Genomic DNA, 24,973 nt, shown 5'->3' with positions numbered 1-24,973 from the left:
TAAGGTAAGGCGACATGGGGAAACAGGTCAACAGTCGATCGCAGATGCAGGACTCCACTGCCCCGGGTGCGGCACCGCCCGCACCCGGTCCGGTGGACAAGGCCATGGAAGTGCTGTCGGCCCTTTCGGAGACGGGCGCGCCGCACCGGCTCGCCGACCTCGCCCGGCACACCGGCCTCGCCAAACCGACCGTGCACCGGCTGCTTCGCTCCCTCGCGGCGCAGGGCTTCGCCGAACCCGCCGAGCAGGGCAGCTACCGAGCCGGGCCCCGGCTGCTCGGCCTTGCCGCGCGCGTGCTCGCCGACGACGCCGCCCTCGACCTGGCCCGCCCGGTCCTCGCCGAACTGCGCACCCGCACCGGCCTGTTCGCTTCCTATGCGGTGCGAGACGACACAGCCCTCGTGCACCTCGAGGTCCTCGCGCCCGCCCAGGGCCTCGGTCTCGACCTGCGCCCCGGCTCCCGCGAACCCCTCACCGCGGGCGGCGCGGGACTCGCGCTCCTGGCCGCCTTGCCGACGGACGGGGCGGAGCGGCTTCTGGCGGCCATGGACAGCCCACACGCCGATGAAGCCACCCACGCCGGGGCCCACGAGGCCATCCGCGCCGCACTGGCCGAAACGGCGCGGCGCGGCTACGGCTTCGACGGCGCGGACGCCTGGAGGGGCCGCCGCACCCTGGCCGCCGCGGTCTGCGACAGCGCCGGACACCCGGTCGGCACGCTCGCCCTCACCGGCCTCGCCTTCACCCTGGACGAAACGGCCGCAGAGCTCTACGGCCCCATGGTGCGGGCCGCCGCGGGCGCCGTCTCGTCCGGCCTCGCCGCCCGGACCGGCGCGCGGCTCGGCGTCGTCAGCGACAAGGGGGAGGCCCGATGACGGCCGGGGCGCGCGGCCCGGGGCGGCCGGCGACCGGCGCCGATGCCGCGGTGCGTCGCCGTCGACTTGTCGACCAGGGCAGGGAGCGCGGCCAGTTCTCCGGGGCCGCATGGTCCCTGGGTACCGCCGAAGGGCCCGACGACCGGGGGTGGTCGGGCACCCGCGCCCTGGACGGCGCACCCCTGGACGGCACCGACCTGTGGGACCTCGCCTCGGTGACCAAGCCTCTCGTGGGCCTCGTCGTGATGGCGCTCGTCGAACGCGGATTCCTGAGCCTCGAGGACACTGTCGGCCACCACGTGGACCGCTACCGGGACGGCCCGCACGCGTCGTTGACCGTCGAGCAGCTGCTGGCCCACACCTCCGGCCTGCCGGGCGGAGTCCCGCTGTACCGGGACCATCCCACGCGCGAGGCGCTCCTCGGCGCCCTCGGCACGCTGCCGACAACCGCCGCGCCCGGCACCCGCGTCGAGTACTCGTCCCAGGGCTTCATGCTGCTCGGCCTGATTGTCGAACAGGCCACGGGCCACGGCCTGGACCGGCTGGTGAACGACTTCGTGTCCGCACCACTCGGCCTCACCGACACCCGCTTCACGCCGGGCCCGGGGGATCGGTTCCGGGCGGTCGCCACGGAGAACTGCCCGTGGCGCGGCCGGACCGTCGTCGGCGAGGTGCACGACGAGAACGCCGTGGTGCTCGGCGGCGTCGCCGGGCATGCGGGCCTGTTCTCCACCCTCGCCGACACGGAGCGGATCGCCCGCTCCCTGCTCGGCGAGGGGCCGCGCCTGCTGGCACCGGACACCCTCGCGGTGATGACCGCGCCCCGCACGGACGGACTGAACCTCCGCCGGGCCCTCGCCTGGCAGGGCAAGGACCCGGTCGACGCCCCGGTCGGTACCGCATTCGGCCCGGCCTCCTACGGCCATACCGGATTCACCGGTACGAGTTTGTGGATCGACCCTGAAGCGGGCCGGTACGCCGTCCTCCTGACCAACCGCGTGCACCCCACCCGCGAGGACCGCGGCTTCGCGGCACTACGGCGGGCGTTCCACGAAGTGGGCGGGTGAGTGCGTCGCCGGTTGACCGTCAAAGAGTCCCGAGCCAGGTGGGTCTCTCCGGGTAGGCCTCTGACAATCAGCGCAAACAGCCCGGGACTTGTGAGCCCGCGATTGCGACCTGAGCCGTGAGCTGTCGCGTTGGACCAGGCTGTCAAGGACATGGAGCAGCGACTGGGCGGGGACGGGCCCGAAGGCGTGAAACCCCGCGCCAGGCCCACTCTCGTCGGCTCAGTTGCGGACCGCCGCAGTTCTGCGGGGAGTTGGTGTCGACGGTGGAGGCTGTAGAGGCCTCCGGCATTCCCCGTCTGCGGTTTCAATCCGGGACCTTGCTCATCACCCGTTCACTATGCGATCTTAGTTCTATTCGATCCATGGAAACGTTTCCACGAGGAGGTGGGGCGGGTGGCCACGATCAAGGACGTCGCGGCCCGGGCCGGTGTCGCACTCGGTACCGCATCCCGGGTGCTCAGCGGCAGCAGCCAGACCTCTGCCGACTCCCGGTCCCGCGTGCTCGCGGCTGCGGCGGAGCTCGGATACATCGCCAACGGACCCGCCCGGTCCTTGCGGCGGGCCCGAACCGACGTACTGGGGCTGCTTGTCTCGGACATCCGCAACCCGTTCTTCTCCGAGCTGGCTCACGCCGCCGAACAGGAGGCACGCCACCACGGGTACACCGTGCTCCTGGCCAACGCGAACGAGGACGCCGAGCAGGCCGACGCCTACCTTCGGACCTTCGCCGCTCAACGCATCGACGGCCTGCTGTTCTCGCCGCAGGGCACCGTCTCGCCACAGGTCGCGGCCACGCTCGCCTCCGGGCTGCCGCTCGTGCTGCTCAACCGTACGATCGAGGGCGTCGACGCCCCGCTGTACGGCACGGACAACACTCAGGGCGTACAGCAGGTGCTCGCCTGGCTGCAGAGTCGGGGACACCGCGACGTCGCCTTCGTCGGCGGTCCGGACGCTATTTCCACCGGCGCCGAGCGCCGTGCCGCCTACCTCGCCGGGCGCCAGGCGCACGGCATCAGCACCGACGACAGGTTGCTCGACGCCGGTGACTTCCTGGCAGGCGGTGCGGCCGAGGCCATGTGTCGCATCCTCGACCGCGGTGTCACGTTCACAGCAGTGTTCGGTGCAAACGGTCAGACGACCCTGGGGGCCGTACGCGCGTTGCGCGAGCGGCTCGGCGCAGAGCAGGCAGCCCGCATCGAGGTCGTCTCCTTCGACGACCTCGACTGGTTCGAGTTCGTCTCGCCGCCCATCAGCGCGGTCCGCAACGACGCCTCGTCGATCGGCCGGCTCGGTGTACGCGCCCTCGTCGACCTCATCGCCGGTCGCGCCGCACCCGGGCAACGCATCGCAACCACCTTCGCCGACCGGTGCTTGCAGGACATCCGATGAGTGCCCGGATCGTCGTACGCAACACCGTCACCGAAACCGCCGGCTCCCTCATCCGTCCGCCTGATCAGGGAGAAGCTGTCGCGGCCCGCTCGGCCAGGCGCGCGCGTCGGACCACCGACCGCATCGGCGCCGCTGCGCACTCGGGCGCCGATGATGACGACGCCCTGCTCGCTCGTCTCGCTCGTCTCGATACAGGCATGTTCACCGGCGGAGCCGCGCGCCGGGAGAGCACCTTGCCGGGCCGGGTGACGGCGCATCGGCACAGGGACCGGCGCCGAAAACACGACCCCCGTCCAGGCCGCAGACTGCGATTACGCCATCGCGCAGCATGTGACCCACGGCTGCATTCCGCGACAACCGCCGTTCGCGCACACGACCGAGCACTGCACCGTCCGTCCCCACCGGCGGGACCGCGGTGCGCCCTTCACGAAAGGAACAGCCGTTGAAGGTCGCCCTCGGCGCAGACCACGCCGGATACGCGCTCAAGGACACCGTCCGCCAGGCCATCGAGGCCCTGGGACATGAAGTGATCGACTGCGGCACCTACACCAGTGACCCTGTCGACTTCCCGGACATCACCCGCACCACCTGCGCGGTAGTGCTGTCGGGATCCGCCGACCGGGCCGTGCTCGTATGCGGCACCGGCCAGGGCGCCGTCATGGCCGCCAACAAACTGCCGGGCATCCGCTGCGGCCTCACCCACGAGCCGTACTCCGCCCACCAGGCCGTCGAGCACGACGATGCCAACGCCATCGCCATAGGGGCCTGGCTGGTCCCGCACGCGCTTGTGTCCGACATCATCGGTGAGTTCCTCGGTGCCGTCTTCGACGACGACGAAGAAACCCGCCGCCGGGTCGCCAAACTCAATGCGCTCGATGCCCTGACCTCGGCCCCCTGACAAGCCGCCCACACCCCCTTCGGCGGGTGAACCCCCTCCTGCGCTGACACCGAACGCCCCGCCCACGGACGAACTACGCCGGGCGCATCCTCGGCATGCCCGAGAACACCCGGTCAAAGGATCCGGCCACCCCTTCGTGCGCCCCCTCCTGCTCCTCACTGCGTAGACGCCGGCCACGATCCGGCGACCTGTCAAGGAGAACTCCCATGTCCACCAGTACCCAGCGAAGCGTGCTCGGCTCCAAGGATCGCTTCAAGACGGCAGTCGCCGCGGCCTTCGGCACCAGCGTCGAGAACTACGACTTCATCGCGTACGGCACCGCCTCCGCGCTCTACTTCGGAGCGGTCTTCTTCCCCGACAGCGACCGGTACGTCGGCACCCTGCTCGCGTTCGCGACCCTCGCAGTCGGCTTCGTCATGCGCCCGCTCGGAGGCGCCATCGGCGGCTACTTCGCCGACAAGTTCGGCCGCAAACCCGTCCTCGTCACGGCGATGAGCGTCATGGGCGCCGCCACCTTCCTCATCGGCGCGCTACCGACCTACGGACAGGTCGGGGTGCTCGCACCGATCCTGCTCGTGGCCATCCGCATGATCCAGGGCCTCGCGTTCGGAGCCGAATGGGGTGGTGCGATCACCATGGCCTACGAGCATGCGCCGTGGCACCGCCGCGGCATGTTCGCCGCGATCCCTCAGTCCGGCAACCCTCTGGGCATCGCCCTGGCCAGCGGCGTGTTCGCGTGGAGTGACACCCTGGACGGCAGCTGGCAGTGGAGGACGCCCTTCCTGCTCAGCGCCGTTCTCGTGATCGTCGCGCTGATCGTGCGCTCCCGGCTCTCCGAATCCCCCGAGTTCCAGGAAGCCCAGGCCAGCGGGAAGACCGAGAAGAATCCACTCCTCGCGACCCTGGCCGACGACTGGCCCGGAATCCTGCGCGTCATCGCCCTGCGCGTCGTCGAATCCTTCGCCTACTACTCCACCGCGACCTACCTGCTCAACTACATCACCGAACGCCACCCCGATCTCAGGCCCGTCGCACTCAGCGCGATTACCGCCGCCAGCATCCTCGCCATTGCGGTCACCTTCCTCGCCGGTGCACTCACCGACCGCATCGGACGCCGCCCCATCTACATGGCGTCCTGCACGGCGGCGATCCTCTTCGCGTTCCCGATGTACCTGCTCACCAACTCCGCCCAACCCGCCCTCGTGGTGACCGTGTTCATCATCGGTATCGGCCTCATCCACGCATCACTCACAGGAACCCAGGGCTCTCTGCTCACCGAGCAGTTCCGCACCGCGACCCGGACCTCGGGAGCCTCGCTCGGCTACCAAATCGCCGCGGCCATCGGCGGGTTCGCTCCGCTGCTCGCCGCCGCCCTGGTGGGAGCCTTCGGCTGGCCAGGCGCCGCGCTGCTCTACCTCGCCGCGGCGTTGACCGGCCTCATCGGCATCCTCGCAACCAAGGAGACCTGGGGCCGCCGTGAGCGGGAGCGCGTGCTCCGCCTCGTCGCGGAGGAAAACCGCGCCCGGACCGTGCCAGGGACACCGGCGGGCTCCGTCCTGCCGAGCTCGTCCGAGCCTCGGTGAACCCTGGTCTCCTGTTCACCCGACGGAACATCGGCGGGCCGTTGGAGACCTAGGGCCTGTTGCGAGAGTCGATCTTGGGCGTGAATGATCACGGGCTGTGGCGCGTGGAGATCTGACGGATGAGCAATGGGCCAGGCTGGAGCCGCTGTTGCCGAGGGGCAGGAAGTCCGGTCGACCGCCGATATGGACGAGGCGGCAGCTGATCGACGGCATACGGTGGCGGACCCGGGCCGGGACGCCCTGGCGGGATGTACCCGATCGGTGCGGGCCGTGGGATCGGGTCTACGACCTGTTCCGGCGCCGGCAGCGCGACGGCACGTGGAAGCGCGTCTTCACCGAACTGCAGGCCCAGGCCGATGACAAGGGCTTCGACTTAGTCGCGTGACGCCCAGTTCGTGATGATCTGTCGGCTCGGTGGTGCCCCTGGAGAGTGACAGGCACAGTTTCCAAGATCATGGAGTTCTCTACACCTCGTGATCCGAGTGGAAGACCTGTGGCCGCTTTCGAATTTCGCGAACGTCGACATCGACAGTCCTTCGCCGACATGGTGTTGGATCCCGCCCGGGGGTGTTGCCCAGCAGGCTGGTTGTACCAACAACGTGCTCTTGCTCGGGTATTCGCCATGTCGGTTGAGTGGAACCCATTCCCTCGTCCGCCGGTACCCAATGCGCTCCAGACCGACCGGCGGGCTCGATCGAGGAAGGGTCATCGCCGCGCCGTAAGGTTCCCCGCGTACGGCGCCGTTGCCTTTCACGGCGGGTGGGCTGGGTTCGAGAGAGCCGGGCGGGGCGGGTGGCTCTTGAGGGGGTGAGGTTCCGGAACCTGTTTCCCGAGGTCCGGTGTGCTGAGTGCTCGCGTGCGGAACCATGGTCGTGTTACTCAAGTCCTGTGTTGTGCACGGGATATGGATCCTCACACGGGCGAGACAGCGGGAGTGGTGTGGTGGCGGCGTTGGCACCGTTGGCTTCGGGGGACCCGGAACAGGTCGGCCGCTACCGGCTGGCGGGGCGGCTGGGTCAGGGAGGCATGGGCCGGGTGTACCTGGCCCGGTCGCCGAGCGGACGCATGGTCGCGGTGAAGGTGGTGCGTGCCGTCTTGGCGGACGACCCGGGGTTCCGGCGGCGGTTCGTTCGGGAGGTGGAAGCGGCGCGCCTGGTGACGGGCTTCTTCACCGCCGCAGTGGTCGACGCCGCCCCGGAGGGCCGCCCGGCATGGCTGGCCACCGAGTACGTCCCCGGGCTGTCCCTGGCAGACGCGCTGGCCGAGCACGGGGCCTGGCCGGAGCCCTCAGTTCGACAGTTGGGGGCTGCCCTGGCCGAGGCGCTGGAAGCCATCCATCGCGCAGGCGTGGTGCACCGGGACCTCAAACCGTCGAACGTGCTCCTTGCGGCGGACGGACCCCGGGTGATCGACTTCGGGATCTCGGTGGCGGCCGAGGACACCCTGTTCACGGAGACGGGCGTGGTGATCGGCACCCCCGGGTTCATCCCGCCCGAGCAACTGCGCGGCGAGAAGACCGGCCCGCCCGCTGACGTATTCGCTCTTGGTGCGGTGCTGGCGTACGCGGCGGCAGGCATCGGCCCCTTCGGTAGCGGCGCGGGACATGCGGTGAACTACCGGGTCATGCACGAGGAGCCCGACCTGGGCGGGCTGCCGACCGGGCTCGCCGCGGTGACGGCCCGGTGCCTGGCAAAGAACCCGGACCATCGGCCCGCGATACCAGAGCTGCTGAAAGAACTGGCGCAGGTCCCGGGCAACCGGCCCGACGGCCACTTCACGGAGGCCGACTGGCTGCCCGGACCCGTGGCCGATGCCATCGCCCACATCCATGCCGCCCCGCTGCCGGACGCAGCGGCACCCGCCGCCCAGGAGGAGAGGGCCACCCTCGACCTTGCTCCCTCGACCGCCCTGCCTACGACCGCCCCGCCCGCAGCGGAGCCCTCTGACGAATCCCCCGCTGCACCACCTCTCCCCAGCGGCCCAAGACGCCTGGCCCGGCGCCGCGTTCTGGCGGGCCTCGCCGTCACCGCGACCCTCGCCATCGTCACGACGACAGCGCTCCTGAACGGCTTCGGGCGTGGCGACGACGACAAGCCTGGCAGCACGCCGAACGTGAAGCCGAAAGTGAAACAGCTCTGGTCCCGCCCGCTGGACGGCGGGCTGACGCTCGGTGCTGTGGCGGACGGCGCGGTCTACCTCAGCAGCGGGACCCGAGGCACCCTGCGGGCCCTGGACGCCAGGGACGGCAGTCGGCTGTGGCAACGGCAAGCGGAAGGGGACTCCACGAATGTCGCCTCCGCCTCCGGTGGGACGCTCTATTACCTCAGCGGCCGCTCCCTGTACGCCGCGGACGCGGACAGCGGCGAGACACGCTGGAAGGCCAAGAGCATCCTGACCGTCCCAGCCACCCTCGACGGCGCGGCGTACTCCGTCATCGTCGGCTTCCTGATGGCCCAGGACCTCGGCACCGGCAAGATCCTGTGGACGTACTACCTCGGTGAGGGGTCAGCAGAGGGGGAATTCGCCGTTGCCGGCAGCACGGCCTACGCCCATGCCGACCAGGAGCTGTACGCCGTGAACACCGCAACCGGCAAGAAGCGGTGGACGTTCGAGGCCGACAGCGCCTTGATCACGGCTCCGGCCGTGGCGGGCGGCACGGTCTACTGCGGTGGGCGGAACGGCACCCTGTACGCCGTCGACGCCCGGACCGGCAAGGAGGTGTGGCGGCGCGGCTTCGACGGAAAGCTGTGGAACCCCCGGATCGCGAGCGGGGCGGACACCCCGGTCGTGGCCGATGGGGTCGTCTACTTCGAGAACGACGCCTACGTGTCGGCCTTCGACGCCGACACCGGCAAGCCGCTGTGGCGCCACCGCCAGGACACGGATGAGATCGACACCTTGTCGGTGGCCGTCGGCACCGTCTATTTCACCAACGAGACCGGGACGCTGTACGCCCTGGACGCCCGCAGCGGTCGACCGAAGTGGCAGGAGAACCTCACCACGTCCAGCACTCAGTGGCGTCCCTACATCGTCAACGGCACCGTCTACTTCGAGGACGGCGACCGACTGCGCGCCGTCTCGCTGGTGAACTAGCCCGCGAGGAGCGAGGGTGCCGCGGAGTGAAGTCCTCAGTGATCCGGCACCGGTCGGAGCGCGCACCTGCGAGGCCGACGCCAAGTCGTCGGCGTACCAGCGAAATCGATCCGTGCCGTGCACGGGACAGCGAGGGAGGACAGGTGGCGGCGTTCGCACCGCTGGAGGCAGGAGACCCCCGTCAGGCCGGCCCGTACGGGATCGTCGGCCGGCTCGGCTCGGGTGGTATGGGCCGGGTGTATCTGGCCCGGTCGCCGGGCGGCCGGACGGTCGCGGTGAAAGTCATCCGCGAGGAGCTCGCGGACGACCCCACGTTCCGGCGGCGGTTCGCTCGCGAGGTCCAAGCCGCACGGCAGGTCACGGGCTTCTTCACCGCCGCCGTGCTCGACGCCGCCCCGGAGGCCGACCCGCCGTGGCTTGCCACCGCCTACCTGCCCGGCCTGTCCCTGAGCGAAGCGGTTGCCGCGCATGGCGCCTGGCCGGAGCAACCCGTGTGGGCGCTGGGCACCGCGCTGGCCGAGGCACTGGAGGCCATCCACAGCGCCGAGGTGGTGCACCGCGACCTGAAACCCTCGAACGTGCTGCTCGCCGCCGACGGCCCACGGGTGATCGACTTCGGGATCTCGGTGGCCGCCGACGACACCAAACTCACCCTGACCGGCGCCGCCGTCGGCACCCCCGGCTACATGCCGCCCGAGCAACTCGTCGGTAAAGAAGGCGGGCCCGCCGGCGACGTGTTCGCCCTCGGCGCGGTCCTGGCGTACGCGGTGACCGGGACCGGGCCCTTCGGGGGCGGCTCCGCGCACGGCGTGAACTTCCGGGTCGTCCACGAGGAACCCGACCTCAGCCGCGTGCCGGCCCGACTCGCGGACGTCGTCGCCCGGTGCCTCGCCAAGGATCCACAGCAACGCCCGTCGGTGCCGGCACTGGTCGAGGAACTGGGCCAGTTGTCGGCGGCCTGCCCGACGGCAGGTGTGTTCAGCGGTTCGGGCTGGCTTCCCGCACCGGTGGCCACCGAGATCACCCGCATTCAGGCGACGCCGCTGCCGGCGATGGCCATCGGCACCGTACCCCTCAAAGCGCCCCCTGTCGGCGCCCCACCCGCCGCCGCTGAACAGTCCCCAGCCAGTGCCGTGCCCCGAACCGCCGTCGCCACCACGGCAGTCGGGGACGGCCCGACAGCCGGGCTCCCCGTGCCGCCTCCTCAGCCGGTTTCGGCCGGCCGACTGCTGGGCCTGTCCCGGGGCCACGCCCTGATCGGCCTCGCCGTCGCCGCGGTCCTGGCGGTCCTCGCCGGCACGCTGCTCCTGCCCGACGGCCTCCTCAGCGGGGACCGGGGCAACGCCCAGGGCAAGGGACCCACTGCCGCGGCAACGAAGACAGAGCTGGCCTTCGAAGAGCTGTGGTCCTACGAGGCAGATCCCGCCGGCCCTCCAGTGATCGTCGACGGGAAGGTCTACTTCGGCGACCAGGGCGGCACCCTGCACGCCCTCGACACCTCCGGCGGCACTCAGGTGTGGAAGTACGACGGGCTGAAGGGGGCACGACCCGTCGCCATTGCCGACGGGGCTGTCTATGCCTTCAGCGGGGACGCGGGCGCGCTGCACTCCGTGGACGCGGACACCGGTGGCAGACGGTGGAGTTTCAAGATTGACGATGCCTCAACTGGCGCTGCTCCCGAGGGAACCGAGTACGGGATCAGCGCTGTCGCTGTTGCCAAGGGAACCGTCTACCTGCTCACCAACCCCTGGCCGAAGGGTCAGCCCGCTCTGTACGCGCTGGACGCCGGGACCGGTGAGGAGCTGTGGAATCGCCCGGTTGACCTCGGCCTGTCGACCGCGCTCACCGTGGCAGACGGAGTGATCTACTGCGGCCTCGGAGGAAAGGACTACGAGAACTACCTCTACGCCCTGGATGCGGACACCGGCGACCAACTGTGGCGGATCAAGACCGGCGGCAGCAACAGAGGCAAGGTGACCTCACTCTCGGTCGCCGAAAGCACCGTCTACTTCGGCAGTGAGGAGGGCACGTTCTACGCCGCAGACGCCTCCAACGGCGAAGTGCGCTGGAAGTATCAGTCGGAATCCAAGGACGCGGAATGGACCGACCCGCCCCTCGTCGCCGACGGCGTCGTCTACACCAGCGTCAAGGGCCGGTTCGACACCGACGACAGCCCTGGCCGCGTATACGCGTTTGCCGCCGACTCCGGCAAACGGCTGTGGGACCACGTGACGACTGGCCCGGCCTCGCCACCTGTACTCACCGGCGGCGCGCTCCACTTCAGCGACGCCGGCACCCTGCAGGCCCTGGACCCCCGCACCGGCAAATCCCTCGGAGACGTCCCCCTGACCACCAGCACGGCCCCGCTCCTCACCGTCTCCGGTGACCGCGTCTACTTCGACGGCGGAGACGAACGCCTGCACGCGGGGAGGATCTCCCTGACCAGAGACTGAGCACCCTCATCCCAGTCTTCGGACCCCACTCCAGCCGGCCGTCGTTCAACCCTGTCCAGGTTGCCGAGACCCGCACCGTGGCTTGTGGCGCGCGGCCCGGTCAGGGCTTCGCGGCGGAGCCGTAGCTGTAGTCGGACACGAACTTGCGGTCGGTGTCGCGCAGGACGGCGGTGTCGCCCGGTCGGTCGGTCCCGCCGCACGCTGAGGCGGGAACGCGAGCCGGGACGGGTCATGCAGCTCCCGGACGGTCGGCCACTGCGTCAGCGGTACGGAGGATCAGGGCAGCGTCGTCGGCAGGCAGCCGCGCGGGATGAAGTACCAGCTCTGCAGCCCCACGCCGTCGGTGCTGCCGCCACGCGGATCGCGCACCATCACGTAGCGGCCGTCGCGGCTGACGTAGCGCCACAGCACCGTCTGACCGATGGCGACCTGGGTGTTCAGCGGGGCACTCGGGGTGGTGGGCACCGCCCACGGGCGCACGTTCCCGTAGCCCGTGATGTGGCTGCCGTCGTACGTGGCGCAGCCCGATCCGGCGACCGTGGCAACGGTCGCACCGTCCGACGTTCCGCCTCCGATCTGGCCGTTGGTGAACTCCGACGTCGGCATGGTCACCGGGTCGCCGCACTCGTTGGCGTGCGCCTCGTCGCCGGAGGCCGCGCCGTCGTAGATCCACAGACATGAGTTGAGGTCGCCGTAGATGTGGCCCCAGCGATAGCCGCCCTGCGGGTCGCCCTGGATGTCGACGGTCCAGCCGCGGTAGGCGGTGCCGATGACGTACGAGGCGGGGGAGCGGCGCAGCAGTGTGTAGTCGCTGTCGACGTGCTTGCGGACGGCGGCCTGGGCGGCGGGGACGCCGCCGGTGTACGGCAGGGCGAGGCCGACGGCGGCGGCAGCCGCGGCGAGCGCCGCGGTGAGGGCCGCGCGGCGGGGGGAGCGGGCGGTGCTCCTGTTTCTCATGGCTTCTCCTACCGTGAGGTGACTACGACGGCCTCGCCGGTCGGCCGGGTGACGGGTGCCGTCAACTGTCTTCTGTCATTGGGAACTTGAGGTGAGTCGAGAGTGAAGGGCGGGGCGACCCCAGGACAATGGAAATCCCAGGACAATGCCACCCCCGAGCCCTGGAAGGCGCAAGGGATTCACGGAATCCGTGCAGCGGACCGTCACTGCCTGCTCATCGGTGTCGGTCTCGACGTCGTACCTCGGCATCATCCAGTGGCAGAAGTTGTCGCCGCGCTCGCACAGCAGGTCGTACAGGTTGAGGGCCAACTCTTTTAGGGCGGCCCCTCACAGACTGGCTGACGAGGGGACTCCCGATGGTGTCCTTTGACCACGGCGCGGATCACCCATCCGTCGGCTCACGCCGTCGTTTCGTTTCGGTGACGGGGCGAGTCCGGCTTGATGAGGGGCCGTAGGTTGTATCGACATGAGACCCCGTATCGCCGTGATCGGCAGCGGCCCCGCCGGCCTTACCTTCGCCCGCGTCCTGCACCGTCATGGTCACCCTGTCACCATCCTCGAACGCGATCCCGCCCGCGACGCCCGGCCCGCGGGCGGCACGCTGGACCTGCACGAGGGGCTGGGCCAGCTGGCGCTGGAGAAGGCAGGGATGCTGGCGGAGTTCCAGGCGCTGTCCCGTCCTGAGGGGCAGGCCATGCGCATCCTGGAAACGGACGGGACCGTCCTGCGCGACTGGCAACCTCGTCCGGGCGACCGGGCCAATCCCGAGATCGACCGCGGGCAACTCCGTGACCTGTTGCTCGGACCTCTGGACGTTCAGTGGGGGCGGGTCGTGACGGAGGTGGTGCCGGAGACCCGGGATGGCGTGCTGGTCCATTTCGAGGATGGGCGACAGGAGCCGTTCGACCTCGTGATCGGCGCGGACGGTGCCTGGTCCCGGGTCCGCCCGGCGGTCTCGCCCGCGACGCCGCAGTACACCGGTGTCACCTCGGTCGAGACCTCCCTCGACGACGTCGACACTCGCCACCCCGACCTCGCCCGGCTGGTCGGCGACGGTTCCGTGGCTGTGTACGGCGTGAACCGCGCGCTCGTCGCCCAGCGCAACAGCGGCGGCCACGTCAAGGTGTACGCCCAGTTCCGCGCACCGCTGGACCGGCACACGAACCCGGACCGGCACACGAACCCGGACCAGCACACGAACCCGGATCGGCATGGCGACCAGAACCAGCGCGCGGTCCCGGGCCTGGACCTGGACGACGTCGAGGCCGTGCGATCAAGCCTGCTGGCTCTGTTCGACGGCTGGGCCGCTCCCGTCCTCGATCTCCTCCGTCACGGCACAGCTTTCGTCCACCGCCCCCTCTACGCCCTTCCCGTCTCCCACACCTGGGACCACGTCTCGGGGGTGACGCTACTGGGCGACGCCGCCCACCTGATGCCCCCGTTGGGGGCGGGCGCGAACCTCGCGATGCTGGAAGGCGCCGAACTCGCCGAGTCCATCGCAGCCGCCCCCGGCCCTGGAGATCTGGACGACGCCGTCCGCGCCTTCGAGGAACAGATGTGGACACGGGCCGGCAGGTGGGCGAACATCACGACGGCCGGTCTGGAACGCCTCGTGAGCCCAGACCCTTCCGAAGCCCTCGCCCTCTTCGACGAAGTCCAGCCTTCCTGACTGCCAACCGCGAGAGCATGGCCCTGTCCGACGGTCCCTCGCGCCCGGCCCATCCCGGCGCGAATGAATGGCCGGTGATCACTACAGGTCTCCGATCGCACCTGCTGCCACGAAACTGACGACGCAACGACGGATGTGGTCAAGGAACTGCGGCAGGTCGTCGGCGACCTTGTCGAACTCCGCATCATCCAGGGATGCAGTCCGAGACCGGTGGATCGCGCCACCCCAGTCGGCGACGTAGAGGACGCCCCCACCGTTCGAGGCGATCACCATCCCCTGGGGGTCATCGGCTTCCGGAACGAAGACCGGCCCTTCCTCTGCGAGCCTGTGCAGGACATCGCGCGCCGAGTGGACGAAGCAGCCGTTGCCCACATCTGGCAGCACGACCTCCCCGATCGACTCATAGAACGTCCGCAGTTCCTCGAATCCCAGAACGTCCCGACCGTAGTCACGGGCAGCCCGAAGGTCCTCTTCGTCGGCGACCCGGACTTCATTCGTGCCCGGCTCGTAGCCGTACGTTTCCTCGAACGTCGACATCATGGAGTTCACCGCGCCCGTGATCTCGTCACGCCACCGTGACAGCCATGCAGCCGAGTACGAGAGCTGATCCATGGCCCGGATCATGCCACTCTCGCCTTCAGCGCGAGCCCTCGCCCTCGCCCCAGCCCCCGCAATCCGCGGTAGTCGACGCAGAGTGAGGACCGCCCGCATCGCGCTCACCAGGTCTTGCCGGCCTGCTCTCGGATCGTGCGGTTGATCCGGTTGAAGAAGTTGGTCATGGCGATCTCCAGAGTGATCGCGCCCAGCTGCTCCTCGCTGAAGTGGTCGGCGGCGGCGTCCCAGATCTCGTCGGTCACGCCCGGTGCTCCGTCCTGGATCCGGGTGGCGGCCTCGGCCAGGGCGAGCGCGGCCCGCTCTTCCTCAGTGAAGAAGGGCGTCTCGCGCCACGCGACCACGTTGTGCAGCCGCTCTTCCGTCTCACCGGCATTCTTCGCCGACTGGATCGTGGCGAATACGCAGGGGCTGCATCCGTTGATCTGGCTGGCGCGCAAGTGGACCAGCGACAGCAGGCGTTGGTCGACGCCTCCGGCGTGAATCGCCTTGTAGAGGTGCTGGATTGCCGTGATCACGTCGGGATTGGCCGGGCTTGTCATGCGTGCTTCCATCGGTCCTGCTCCTTCATCGGTTACCTGAGCCCGTGCGGGCCCGTCATCCTCATGACGGAGCAGTTCCGAGGAAGGTAACAACATGTCCGAGACCAGCTCGACGGACTCGATGGCCGATGCGTTCGAGGCCCAGCGTGACCGGTTGCGCGCGGTCGCCCACCGCGTTCTGGGATCGCACGCCGATGCCGAGGACGTGGTTCAGGAGGCCTGGCTGCGGTTCTCCCGCCAGGACGCGGCGGCCATCAACAATCTCGGCGGCTGGCTGACCACGGTGGTCGGCCGGATCAGCCTCGATGTCCTGCGATCGCGCCAAGTCCGCCCGGAGGCGTCCTACGACGACCGTCAGCCCGAGTTCGTGGTGACGCTCGATGACGGACCAGTGCCCGAGGACGATGCGGTGCTTGCCGACGCCGTCGGGCTCGCGCTCCTCGTCGTCCTGGAGTCACTCAGGCCGAGCGAGCGGTTGGCGTTCGTGCTGCACGACCTGTTCGCGGTGCCGTTCGACGAGATCGGCCAGATCCTCGGCAAATCCACCGGCGCCACCAAGATGCTCGCCAGCAGAGCCCGCAGAAAGGTGCGGGCGACAGAACAACGGCAGGCGAGTGTGGGACGGGAGCAGCGAAAGGTCGTCCAGGCGTTCCTGGCGGCGGCTCGCGGCGGCGACTTCGCGGAGTTGCTGCGGGTACTCGACCCCGAGGTGAAACTGACCGTCGACACCCCCGACGGCGTGGTCGTCGCCCTCGGCGCCACCAAGGTCGCCGCCGGCGCACAGCTGTCCGCCACCGCGGCCGCGCAGGGGCGAGCCGTGCTCGTCAACGGCCTCCCAGGGATCATTTCCTGGCACGAGGACGGCACCCCGCTCTCGGTCCTGGCGTTCACCGTCATCGACGGAAGGATCACCGGCATCAAGATCGTGATCGACCCGGCCAAGCTCGCGCTGATGGACCTGCCCGATCCGGCGTGAGCGCCTGCCGATGCGGGGCGCCGCCACCGTCGGCGTCCAAGGCCCTTGGCTCATTGGCCCGTTGCGCGCTGCGGGAGCTTCGGGGGCGTTGCGTTCGATGATCAGGCCGCGTTCGAAGCGGGCCCCGGCGCGGATGAGGGCGACGAGGCGGGGTGCGCGTTCACGGCTTGCCAGTGGACCTGGGCGGACTTGACGAGCCTGGGCACCAGCGCCAGGGGGAGGGCGCCGCCGGATCAGGCACCCTTGGCGACCTTCATCCGCAGCCTGACCGGAGCGAAGGTCGACTCGATCGGGTTCGTGATCCGCAGATGGATCCGGTGCTCGGCGTTCGCCCAGTACGACGGCAGGCGGAATGCGCAGGCCTGCTCCCTCAGGATGAGTACGAGCAGCCGCAGGTGGGCCCAGGCCGCGGCGATCCCGCCGACGTCGAGGAAGTGCTCGTTGAGGTGGTGGGCGAGGAGCTGGATCTCTCGCCCGCGCGCCGAGGCGCACGTCCCGGCGGCCCGGTCATGCAGGATCCCGATCGCGCCACGGACCGTCTGGCACCAGAGTGCCGAGCACGGCCAGCAACTGTGGCGGCTCAACCGGGTCTGGCAGCGAGCTCAGATCCGACCATTTGATCCAGACGTGCGTGTCCAGGTTGACCTGCTCATCGGGGAGCAGGCCGGTCCGCACGAGCGATGGTTGCTCGTCGGCGAACTGCGCAACGAAGAAGTGCTCCGTCCCGATGTACCGCTTGCCGTTCCACTGAACATCACGGTCGACCGGCACAGACCGATCAAGCACCGCATCCGGGTCGAGTCCGGTTTCTTCGGCCAGTTCCCGTCGTGCCGCCACCAGTGGCGTCTCGCCCGGCTCGATACCGCCACCGGGTGGCTCCCAGAGCCATGTCCCATCGAACGGATCACGCCAGTGCAGAAGAAGCAGGCGATGGGCAGCGTCCAGACAGATGACCCGGGCGGCAGGCCGGTGCGTTGTTTCCACCATCCTGAGGCTATGCGGTGCTCGAAATGTCGATCAAGACCTGAGCTGCGTTGATCGACATCTCAAACACGCCCTAGGATCACTGCCTTGATGTCGACCTGAGGGGGCGGGCGAACTGGCTGCCGTAGTGCTCGTTCACGGCCTGTATCACCGCCCCGAGCACTTTGGTCCAGTGGCCGAAGGCTTGCGAGCGACGGGAACCGATGTTGTCGTTCCCAAGTTGCACCGAGGATCATTGGCCGCTGACACCGCCGCGGTTCAAGCCGCCGTCGACGGGCTGCAGGAGCCTCCGATTGTGCTCGGTCATTCCTATGGTGGGTCAGTGATCACCGGGGTGCAAGGAGCGGGACACTTGGTCTACCTGGCGGCTTTCGTGCTGGATGTCGGCGAGAGCGCCGCCAGTTTGGGCGGGGCGTCCCGGGAGCTTCAGGAAGCGATCAGCCCTGGGCCAGACGGGTCGACGAGTCTGCATCCCGGTCAGGCTGCCGGCGTCCTCTTCGGCGACAACCCCGAACCCCTCGCCGCCCGGGCGGTTGGCCTGCTGCGTGCGCAGGCTCCCGGCTGCGGGCGAGGAGTCCCAGAGCACCAGAGCTGGAAGCACACTCCCTCCACCTATGTCGTCTGCGCTCAGGACCGAGCGATCGACCCGGTCCTGCAGCGGACGTTGGCCACACGCTGCACCTACGTGCACGAGTGGCAGACGGGGCACTCCCCGTTCGTCGGACGGCCCCATCTCATCGTGGAACTCCTGCTGGAACTGATTGCTTCCTCGATGTCTCCGCAGGGGAGCTGAACGGATCACAGCCACTCGGTGATCGCTGCGATGGTGACCGTAGCCTCGTAGCGGACGGTCAGCTTCTTGGGTCGGATCGGGGCCGGCTTCGACATGGCCCGCCCCGTGCACTGGGCAGTCGAAGCCGTGCGCGGAACAGCTGCCTCTCGTAGCGCCGCATCATGAGACCGTTCGCATAGGCCTGCATGGTGACGAAGTTGCGTGGGTCCTTGTCGGTGAGGGTTGGCACCTTGCGGGAGGTCCTGCCGGGTGCCCATCCGGCTGTGGTTTCTGCCTGGGGTTCGGTTACCCGCTGCGCGTCGCGGGCGAGTGGGGACTCCGGCACCCGGGCCGTCCCGTGACCTGGCTGAACACCGGAATTGGCGGCAAACAAGGTGATGGACCTTGAAGCCCGCTGGCAGGCATACGTGCTCGACGCGAGGCCGGACCACATCATCAACCACGTCGTCGCTCAGCTCGCGCTCCAGCCCGTCCAGACATTCCGCAAGGGCACCGTGCTCATCGTGGACGGAACCCTGGTGCCCACTCGCGACCACACGGTCGCCGAGCAGTCGAAGAACTACCGGTAATCCACCAACCACCAGGTGGTCATCGACGCCGACAGCCGACTGGTCGTCGTCATCGGTCGGCCTTTGCCGGGGACGCAACGATTGCAAGGCATGGGCGGAATCCGGAGCCAAGGCTGCTGTCGGACTGACCACAACGATCGCCGACGGCGGCTACCCGGGCACCGGACTCGTCATGCCGCACCGCCGCCGCAAAGGAGAAGCACTGCCGGGCCGGAAGGAAGCGCACAACGTCCCACAAGCAGGTTCGCGCTCGTGTTGAGCACGTCTTCGCACGCATGAAGACCTGGAAGATCCTCCGCGACTGCCAGCTCAAAGGAGACGGAGTACACCACGCGATGCTTGGCGTCGCGCACCTGCACAACGTCGTGCTCGCCGGTTAGGGAAGGCGAACTCACCGCTGCGGACTGCAACTGCATCGACCTCAAGATCAGTTACGGGACAAGCAGGTCAAATGGCTGCCTCAATCGGCCAGTAGGTCTCGGACCATCGGCACGACCTTCGTGCCGTAGAGCTCCACCGCCCGCAGCCGGGCGCTGACCGGTTGCGCACCGCTGGTGTAGACGAGGTCGAAGCGGCCGACACCGAGGTTCTTGATGGCGGCGGCCATCTTGCGGGCGACGGTCTCGGGCGAGCCGACGTACGACGAACCGTGCAGGATCTCCGCCTCGTACTCGCTCTTGGTGACCGGCGGCCAGCCGCGCAGCGCTCCGATCGTGTCGCGGATGACCTTGTAGTGCGGCCAGTGCAGGGCGCGGGCCTCGTCGTCGGTGTCGGCGATGAACCCGGGGGAGTGCATGCCGACGGGGTGCGCGGTGGTTCCGAACTGGTCGGAGGCCCGCCGGTAGAGGTCGATGTAGCGGCTGAAGCGCCTCGGGTCGCCGCCGATGATGGCGAGCATGAGTGGCAGTCCGTAGTGCGCGGTGCGGATGACGGACTCGGGGGAGCCGCCGACGCCGACCCAGGTGGGCAACCGTCCCGACTCGGTCTTCGGGAAGACGTCGGCGTCCTCGAGCGGGGCCCGCTTGGTGCCCTCCCAGGTGACCGGCTGCTCGTCGAGCAGCTTGACGAACAGGTTCAGCTTCTCCTCGAAGAGCACGTCGTAGTCGGTCAGGTCGTAGCCGAAGAGCGGGAACGACTCGGTGAACGAACCCCGGCCCAGGATGATCTCGGCGCGCCCCTTCGAGAGCGCATCGAGGGTGGCGAACCGCTGGAAGACGCGGACCGGGTCGTCCGAGCTGAGCACGGTGACACCGGAGGCGAGCCGTATCCGCTCGGTGCGTGTGGCGATGCCGGCCAGCACCGTCTCCGGCGTGGAGACGGCGTACTCGGGGCGGTGGTGCTCGCCGAGCGCGAGGGCGTCGACACCGATGGAGTCGGCGAGCACGGCCTCGTCCACGACCTGCCGGATCGCACGTGCGTAGGAGACGGGACGGCCTTCGTCGTCCTGCGGGACGTCGCCGAAGGTGTCGAGGCCGAAGATCACATCGGACATGGTGGGCTCCGGTTCTGTGGAGGCACGGAGGGAGGGGGAGGGCGGAGGGTGGGTTGAGGGTTCGGGGATCTACCAGGCGTACGGGCCGAAGCGGCCCCAGGCGATCACGGCCGCGATGGCGAGCAGTACGACGTTGATGCCGACGTGGGGCCATTCGCCGGCGCGGGCGTGCGTGATGACGGCGCCGATCATGATCAGCGCGACGCCGACGGCCGCGAGCGGCGTGAGCACGGTGGCGATGCCGGTGGCGGCAGGGAGGATCAGGCCGAGCGCAGCCAGCACCTCCAGTGCGGCGATGGTCTTCACCTGGCCGGCGCTGAAGCTCTTCGCCCAAGCCATGGATTCGGCGGTCTTCTCGTAGGGCTGGGCCAGTTTGCCTCCGCCCGCGGCGAGCATCGTGGCGGCGAGCAGGCCCTGCAGGATCCAGAGGAAGACGTTCATGGCGGGTCCGTTTCGTTGTGACGGGAGGGGACGTGGCCCGGCAGCCGGTGCCGCGCACGGAGGCCTGCGCACGGGGGCGCAGAGCCTGGGGCGTGGGTCCGGTGGCGAGCCTCGGACAGCATAAGCGGACTTCACCCCGTTTATATTCCGGTTGGCCGGACGGATGACTGGCCGGGCAGCTGGATCCGATGGGCGGACGGGCAGTCGGGCGGATGGCCGGACGGGTAGCCGGGCGGAGATAGATTTGCCGGATGGAACGATCGCCGCTCCCCCTGGGACGACCCCGCACCGAACGTGCCGACGCCGCTCGCAACCGTGAGCAGCTGCTGGCCGCGGCCCGCGAGATGGTCGCTGGGCTGGGAGCGGACAAGGTCACCATGGACGGCCTCGCCGAGCGTGCCGGCTTGGGTAAGGGCACCGTCTATCGCCGCTTCGGCACCCGGGCCGGGATCTTCCATGCCCTGCTCGACGACGACGAACACGCCTTCCAGCGCCAGGTCCTGGCCGGCCCGCCCCCGCTCGGCCCCGGCGCGGACCCCCTCGAGCGGCTGGTCGCGTACGGCCGGGCCCGCATCGCCTACCTCCTCGACCACGTCACGATCGTCCGGGCTGCCCTGGACCGGCACCGGCCCGTCCCGGCCGAGGGCGGCAGCATGTTCACCCAGGCCCACATCCGCATGCTGCTGGGCCGGGCGGACATCGGCGTCGCCGACCTCGACAGCCTGACCGTCCAGCTCACGAGCGCCCTCGAAGGCCCGTTCATGATCTTCCTCGCGCTGCCGGGGAGCGGCCCGGAGGCAGGCGCCGAGTCCGACGCCGCCTTCCAGCGTCGAGCCCGCCCGCTGGGGGCCGGCTGGCAGACCCTGGTCGAGCGGGTCTGCCGCCGGACTTGAAGCGCGTGCTCCGGGCTTGTGTGAGTCGGGTCTGGCGGGCCTCAGCCTGGGCGGTATCGGCTGGAGGTCAAGTTCCCGTGGCCGCAGCCCACTTGGGCGCCTGCCGGTATGACCTGCTCAACCAGGAATACTCAACAACAGTCCTTGGTCTATACCAAACGCTTGCGCCTCGGTATTCTCATCCGTGGCCAGTGGTATCTCTTCCCCCACCCCTTCCCCCCACCCAGGTTGCGTGCTGGCGCGGGCGACGCTGACCCAACACTGCCCTGAGCAGCCGGGTGCCCCTGTTCGCCGCCTCCAGGAGGATCACGGTGAAAGTGCGCACGAAGAGCTTTGCAATCATCGGCACCATCGGTCTCGTCGCCTCCCTCGCCTTGACAACGGCATCCGCGGACCAGCGCAAGGCCCAGCCGCAGGCTGCGGAAGTCACGCTCACGAACGTGGCCACCGCGCAGAATCCGACCGCCGGCACCGCAGGTCCCGGAGGTACCGTCTGGATAGCCGAACGGGCCGGTACGATCCGGATCTTGGGCAATCAGGGGCTCGGCGAGCCCGTGCTCGACATCTCCGCCGAGACCACCACCGACGGCGAACGCGGCCTGCTGGGCATCGCGTTCGACGAGCAGTTCACGCACTTCTACATCTCGTTCACGAACCTCGAAGGCACCAGCACCATCGACGAGTTCGCCGTGTCTCACGGCAAGCTCCTGCCGGACACCCGGCGCACCGTCCTCACCCAGACGCAGCCCTACGACAACCACAACGGCGGCGACATCAAGTTCAGCCCCGACGGTTACCTCTACATCGCGCTCGGCGACGGCGGCTCCGGCGGTGACCCGCACGGCAACGGGCAGAATCTCGGCACACTGCTCGGCAAGCTGTTGCGGATCGACCCGCGCGGCGACACGCCGTACGCGATTCCGCCGGACAACCCGTTCGTCGGCGACCCGGACGCGAGGAGCGAGATCTGGGCGTACGGCCTGCGGAACCCCTGGCGGTTCTCCTTCGACGCGGGCACCGGCGATCTACTGATCGGTGACGTCGGCCAGAGCGACTGGGAGGAGATCGACTGGGCGCCGGCGAGCAGCAAGGGTGGCGAGAACTACGGCTGGTCCCAAATGGAGGGCACCCATCCCTTCAGGGGCGGCGTGGAGCCGGCGAATCATGTTCCCCCGATCCACGAGTACGACCGCACCGGCCTCGGCTGCTCGGTGACCGGCGGCTACGTCTATCGCGGCAAGGCGATCCCAGACCTCAAGGGCCAGTACGTGTTCAGCGACTACTGCGACGGCACCGTCCGCTCCCTGAAGTTGGAGAACGGCAAGGTGACCGCAGTGAACGACCTCGGTGTCAATGGTGGCGAGGTCATCTCCTTCGTACAGGGCTGCAAGGGGGAGTTGTACGTGCTCGCGCTGGGCGGCGGCATCTCCCGCATCGACCCGGCGTAGTGGCCCGGTCCCGCAAGGCCGTATGAGCGCCGCGCCGTCCGACTCGCGCTCCCTTGGAAGTCGGGCGGCGCATGGCTGCCGGTGGATTTCGTCGACGACCACGGGCGCATTCGTCATGTGCGCTGTCAGGGGGCGATTCACAGGTGTCGTCAGCGGGACGGTGACGAGCACGGCACCGGGCACGACGCCTGGACCGGCTCGGGAACCGTTCCCCCGGATCCTGCGTGAGGTCTGACGTGTTGACGGGTGGTGATGGGGCGACCGGAGGGGACCGGATGAGAGCGCGAGCGATGCTGAGTGTGGCGGTATCGGCCTGCGTGGTGCTTGTGGCGTGCGCGTGCGGTCCGGAGAAGACGAAGGAGGGCACGGACGGGAAGCCTTCGCAGACGTCCGCGTCCACACGGGCAAAGGAGCGGTCGGCCACGCCGTCCGCGCCCGCTAGGTCAAAGAAGCCGGCGGCTACCCCGACGGGCGACCAGCCCGCGCCCAGGACGAAGGAGCGCGCTATCCAGCGGTACGAGCAGTACCTCCACGCCCTCGGCCATGAGGACATCGACACAGTCTGCTTGGTGGCCGGGCCCGCCGCGAAGAAGGCGCAGGACCAGGGGCTCGGCCCGTGCATGTCGACGTACGCCACTGTGTTCCAGATGATCTCGCCCGCGCAGAGGAAGGCCCTGCAGACCGCGACGGTCGACCCGCAGCGTGTCGTCGTGCGCACGCCCGACAAGATCGAGATGCCGGTCGAAGCGGTCAGGGCCTCCGCCACCTTCTCCGAGAGCGACCTCGGCAGCTACACGCTGGAGTACCTCAAGAACGACTGGTACATCACCGACTGACCCTCCCGTGCCATACGTGGCGGCGTCGCCTGACGGCCGAGCCTGCAGCGGGCACCGCCGGGGAGACCAGGGCCTGCCGACCGCCCGAGGCCAACGCCCGAAGCCGACGCCCGAAGCCGACGTCCGAGGCCACCGGTCCGCCGGCTGTCCGGCGACGACCGGGCCTGCGTGAGCGACGTTGGTGGTCAGCTTCGGTCCGAGTGCCCAGCCTTCTGGCCACACAGCCGGCCCAGGCCATGAGCGGGTTCTCCTCAGGGTGCTGACAACGTCGAACCAACGCCGAGATCCCACTCGCGGGCCTGACCGCGATCTGACGGGTCGTCGCTGAGTCCCTGGCGGTGACCTGCCGTCGTCTTCTACTTCTTTGCGGCTGGGGCTGCCTCGCCCGGCATCTCGGCCTCGGGCCGAACGGAGGTGTCCTGGTCCGAGTGCGGCACGTGGCCCAGGGACGGCGGAGAGAGTACGAGGTCGGCCCGGTGCAGCGTGGCGCTGACAAGGTCGGCGTTGTCCTGGTCGCTGCCGAGAGACCAGGCGCGGGCCTGTGTGGGGGATTTGCCATAGGCCACGTGCCGTTCGATGAGCCGCTGCAGTCTCGTCTCGTGATCAGTGGCCACGAACCAGACCTGATCGAGGAGCGTTCTGACGGACGCCCAATCACCGTCGTCGAGCAGGAGGTAATTGCCCTCAGTGATGATCAGGGGTACGTCAGCCGGGACCGGAATGGCGCCGGCTACCGCTTCCTCGATCTCGCGGCGGAACTCCGGGGCGTACACGCAGTCTTCGGCGGGATCGCGCAGCCGCTGAAGAAGTGCTGAGTACCCGGCGACGTCGAAGGTGTCCGGTGCTCCCTTGCGCTCCCGACGGCCGAGCCGATCCAGTTCGCTGTTGGCCAGATGGAAGCCGTCCATGGGAACCACGACGGCCGTACGCGGGCCGAGCTCGGCGACGAGACGGGCGGCGAGGGTGGACTTTCCCGAGCCGGGTGCCCCGACGATCCCCAGGATCGCCCGCTGTCCTGATGCGGCGAGGGCACGCGCACGTTGATGGAGATCGGCGACGGATGTCTCTCCAGGGGCGTCGGCGGCGCCCAAACCGGTCGTCTGGGAGTGAGGGGAGTGCGTCACTGGAACCTCCGGTTCGTCCAACCTGGAAAACGTGGCTTCAAGGTGACATTGAACTGGGTCATGGATGTCTCATGGGAGTCTCATGGGTCCTACCTGGCTGTGCGTACGCGCGGGCAATCCAGAGGGCACCTGTTAACGGGAAGCCGGCCTGTGTCTGCGGTGGCCGCAGCCACATGAGTCGCGGTGGCGGAACTCGGTCGGGACCGTCACTGCTTGCGGCGCGGCCTGCGGGTTCGCGATGCGAGCCAGCAGCAGACGCACTGCGGTCCCGGCCAGTTC

At 69.1% G+C, this 24,973-nt stretch carries 21 protein-coding genes and 2 pseudogenes; 15 read left to right on the top strand and 8 right to left on the bottom strand.

Translation table 11 applies throughout. The features are described from left to right. Positions 1-44: 44 nt before the first annotated feature. The 8 genes from AC07EJ_RS33830 (at position 45) to AC07EJ_RS33795 (ending at position 11,358) form a co-directional block, all read left to right on the top strand. Positions 45-875, top strand: coding sequence for an IclR family transcriptional regulator (locus AC07EJ_RS33830; protein ID WP_478885694.1), 831 nt, complete (start codon positions 45-47; stop codon positions 873-875). Then, positions 872-1,942, top strand: a complete 1,071-nt coding sequence (locus AC07EJ_RS33825; protein ID WP_478885693.1) for a serine hydrolase domain-containing protein — start codon at positions 872-874, stop codon at positions 1,940-1,942. The genes AC07EJ_RS33830 and AC07EJ_RS33825 overlap by 4 nt, the downstream gene beginning before the upstream one ends. 393 nt (positions 1,943-2,335) lie before the next feature. After that, entirely contained in the window at positions 2,336-3,331 is a 996-nt protein-coding gene (locus AC07EJ_RS33820; RefSeq protein WP_389487928.1) for a LacI family DNA-binding transcriptional regulator, read from the top strand. 442 nt (positions 3,332-3,773) lie between these two features. Beyond that, positions 3,774-4,229 (top strand): RpiB/LacA/LacB family sugar-phosphate isomerase, encoded by a 456-nt coding sequence (locus tag AC07EJ_RS33815; protein ID WP_389487930.1) that lies wholly within the window; start codon positions 3,774-3,776, stop codon positions 4,227-4,229. 206 nt (positions 4,230-4,435) lie between these two features. Next, positions 4,436-5,812 carry an MFS transporter gene (locus tag AC07EJ_RS33810; RefSeq protein ID WP_389487932.1) on the top strand — a complete coding sequence of 459 codons (1,377 nt, stop codon included), beginning with the start codon at positions 4,436-4,438 and terminating at the stop codon, positions 5,810-5,812. A 97-nt stretch (positions 5,813-5,909) separates the two neighbouring features. Then, on the top strand, positions 5,910-6,197 hold the full coding sequence (locus tag AC07EJ_RS33805; RefSeq protein ID WP_389487934.1) for a transposase: 288 nt from the start codon (positions 5,910-5,912) through the stop codon (positions 6,195-6,197). Between the two features lie 557 nt (positions 6,198-6,754). After that, positions 6,755-8,905, top strand: coding sequence for an outer membrane protein assembly factor BamB family protein (locus AC07EJ_RS33800; protein ID WP_389487936.1), 2,151 nt, complete (start codon positions 6,755-6,757; stop codon positions 8,903-8,905). A gap of 143 nt (positions 8,906-9,048) precedes the next feature. Then, entirely contained in the window at positions 9,049-11,358 is a 2,310-nt protein-coding gene (locus tag AC07EJ_RS33795) for a protein kinase domain-containing protein (protein WP_478885692.1), read from the top strand. Between the two features lie 276 nt (positions 11,359-11,634). Here AC07EJ_RS33795 and AC07EJ_RS33790 read toward each other — a convergent pair whose 3' ends face one another. Continuing rightward, entirely contained in the window at positions 11,635-12,315 is a 681-nt protein-coding gene (locus tag AC07EJ_RS33790; RefSeq protein WP_478885691.1) for a hypothetical protein, read from the bottom strand. Positions 12,316-12,781: 466 nt separating this feature from the next. On the opposite strand from AC07EJ_RS33790, the gene AC07EJ_RS33785 reads away from it, so the two are divergent. Beyond that, the gene (locus AC07EJ_RS33785) at positions 12,782-13,984 is read left to right on the top strand and encodes an FAD-dependent oxidoreductase (protein WP_478885690.1); all 1,203 of its coding nucleotides are present in this window, start codon (positions 12,782-12,784) and stop codon (positions 13,982-13,984) included. An 81-nt stretch (positions 13,985-14,065) separates the two neighbouring features. Here the strand turns inward: AC07EJ_RS33785 and AC07EJ_RS33780 are convergent, their stop codons facing one another. Together AC07EJ_RS33780 and AC07EJ_RS33775 are read right to left on the bottom strand one after the other, a co-directional pair. Further along, positions 14,066-14,596 (bottom strand): hypothetical protein, encoded by a 531-nt coding sequence (locus AC07EJ_RS33780; protein WP_393585367.1) that lies wholly within the window; start codon positions 14,594-14,596, stop codon positions 14,066-14,068. A gap of 104 nt (positions 14,597-14,700) precedes the next feature. Beyond that, positions 14,701-15,150 (bottom strand): carboxymuconolactone decarboxylase family protein, encoded by a 450-nt coding sequence (locus AC07EJ_RS33775; protein WP_478885689.1) that lies wholly within the window; start codon positions 15,148-15,150, stop codon positions 14,701-14,703. Between the two features lie 82 nt (positions 15,151-15,232). Between AC07EJ_RS33775 and AC07EJ_RS33770 the strand changes: the two genes are divergently transcribed. Next, complete coding sequence (locus AC07EJ_RS33770; RefSeq protein ID WP_478885688.1) at positions 15,233-16,114, top strand: sigma-70 family RNA polymerase sigma factor; 882 nt, start codon at positions 15,233-15,235, stop codon at positions 16,112-16,114. 66 nt (positions 16,115-16,180) lie between these two features. On the opposite strand, the pseudogene AC07EJ_RS33765 reads toward AC07EJ_RS33770, so the two are convergent. After that, positions 16,181-16,440, bottom strand: a pseudogene (locus AC07EJ_RS33765) (IS256 family transposase); the annotation flags it as partial. A 181-nt stretch (positions 16,441-16,621) separates the two neighbouring features. Further along, positions 16,622-17,101 carry an NUDIX hydrolase gene (locus tag AC07EJ_RS33760; protein WP_389487950.1) on the bottom strand — a complete coding sequence of 160 codons (480 nt, stop codon included), beginning with the start codon at positions 17,099-17,101 and terminating at the stop codon, positions 16,622-16,624. 112 nt (positions 17,102-17,213) lie between these two features. On the opposite strand from AC07EJ_RS33760, the gene AC07EJ_RS33755 reads away from it, so the two are divergent. Together AC07EJ_RS33755 and AC07EJ_RS33750 are read left to right on the top strand one after the other, a co-directional pair. Next, a complete protein-coding gene (locus AC07EJ_RS33755; protein ID WP_393585434.1) occupies positions 17,214-17,891 on the top strand; it encodes an alpha/beta hydrolase in 678 nt (225 codons plus the stop codon). Between the two features lie 431 nt (positions 17,892-18,322). After that, positions 18,323-18,840 (top strand): annotated as a pseudogene (locus AC07EJ_RS33750) (transposase); the annotation flags it as partial. 80 nt (positions 18,841-18,920) lie between these two features. Here the strand turns inward: AC07EJ_RS33750 and AC07EJ_RS33745 are convergent. Continuing rightward, positions 18,921-19,952 carry an LLM class flavin-dependent oxidoreductase gene (locus tag AC07EJ_RS33745; protein ID WP_389487952.1) on the bottom strand — a complete coding sequence of 344 codons (1,032 nt, stop codon included), beginning with the start codon at positions 19,950-19,952 and terminating at the stop codon, positions 18,921-18,923. A gap of 69 nt (positions 19,953-20,021) precedes the next feature. Next, complete coding sequence (locus tag AC07EJ_RS33740; protein WP_389487954.1) at positions 20,022-20,393, bottom strand: DoxX family protein; 372 nt, start codon at positions 20,391-20,393, stop codon at positions 20,022-20,024. 251 nt (positions 20,394-20,644) lie between these two features. On the opposite strand from AC07EJ_RS33740, the gene AC07EJ_RS33735 reads away from it, so the two are divergent. The 3 genes from AC07EJ_RS33735 to AC07EJ_RS33725 all read left to right on the top strand — a co-directional run bounded on the left by AC07EJ_RS33735 (position 20,645) and on the right by AC07EJ_RS33725 (position 23,570). Beyond that, entirely contained in the window at positions 20,645-21,286 is a 642-nt protein-coding gene (locus AC07EJ_RS33735) for a TetR/AcrR family transcriptional regulator (RefSeq protein WP_478885687.1), read from the top strand. A 311-nt stretch (positions 21,287-21,597) separates the two neighbouring features. Continuing rightward, positions 21,598-22,734 (top strand): PQQ-dependent sugar dehydrogenase, encoded by a 1,137-nt coding sequence (locus tag AC07EJ_RS33730; RefSeq protein ID WP_478885686.1) that lies wholly within the window; start codon positions 21,598-21,600, stop codon positions 22,732-22,734. 275 nt (positions 22,735-23,009) lie between these two features. Continuing rightward, entirely contained in the window at positions 23,010-23,570 is a 561-nt protein-coding gene (locus AC07EJ_RS33725) for a hypothetical protein (protein ID WP_389487960.1), read from the top strand. Between the two features lie 356 nt (positions 23,571-23,926). Here AC07EJ_RS33725 and AC07EJ_RS33720 read toward each other — a convergent pair whose 3' ends face one another. Further along, complete coding sequence (locus tag AC07EJ_RS33720; protein ID WP_478885715.1) at positions 23,927-24,661, bottom strand: nucleoside/nucleotide kinase family protein; 735 nt, start codon at positions 24,659-24,661, stop codon at positions 23,927-23,929. Between the last annotated feature and the right edge of the window lie 312 nt (positions 24,662-24,973).

It is taken from the genome of Streptomyces sp. NPDC045026 (genome assembly GCF_056432625.1).
This window is presented reverse-complemented; position numbering and strand designations above follow the sequence as displayed.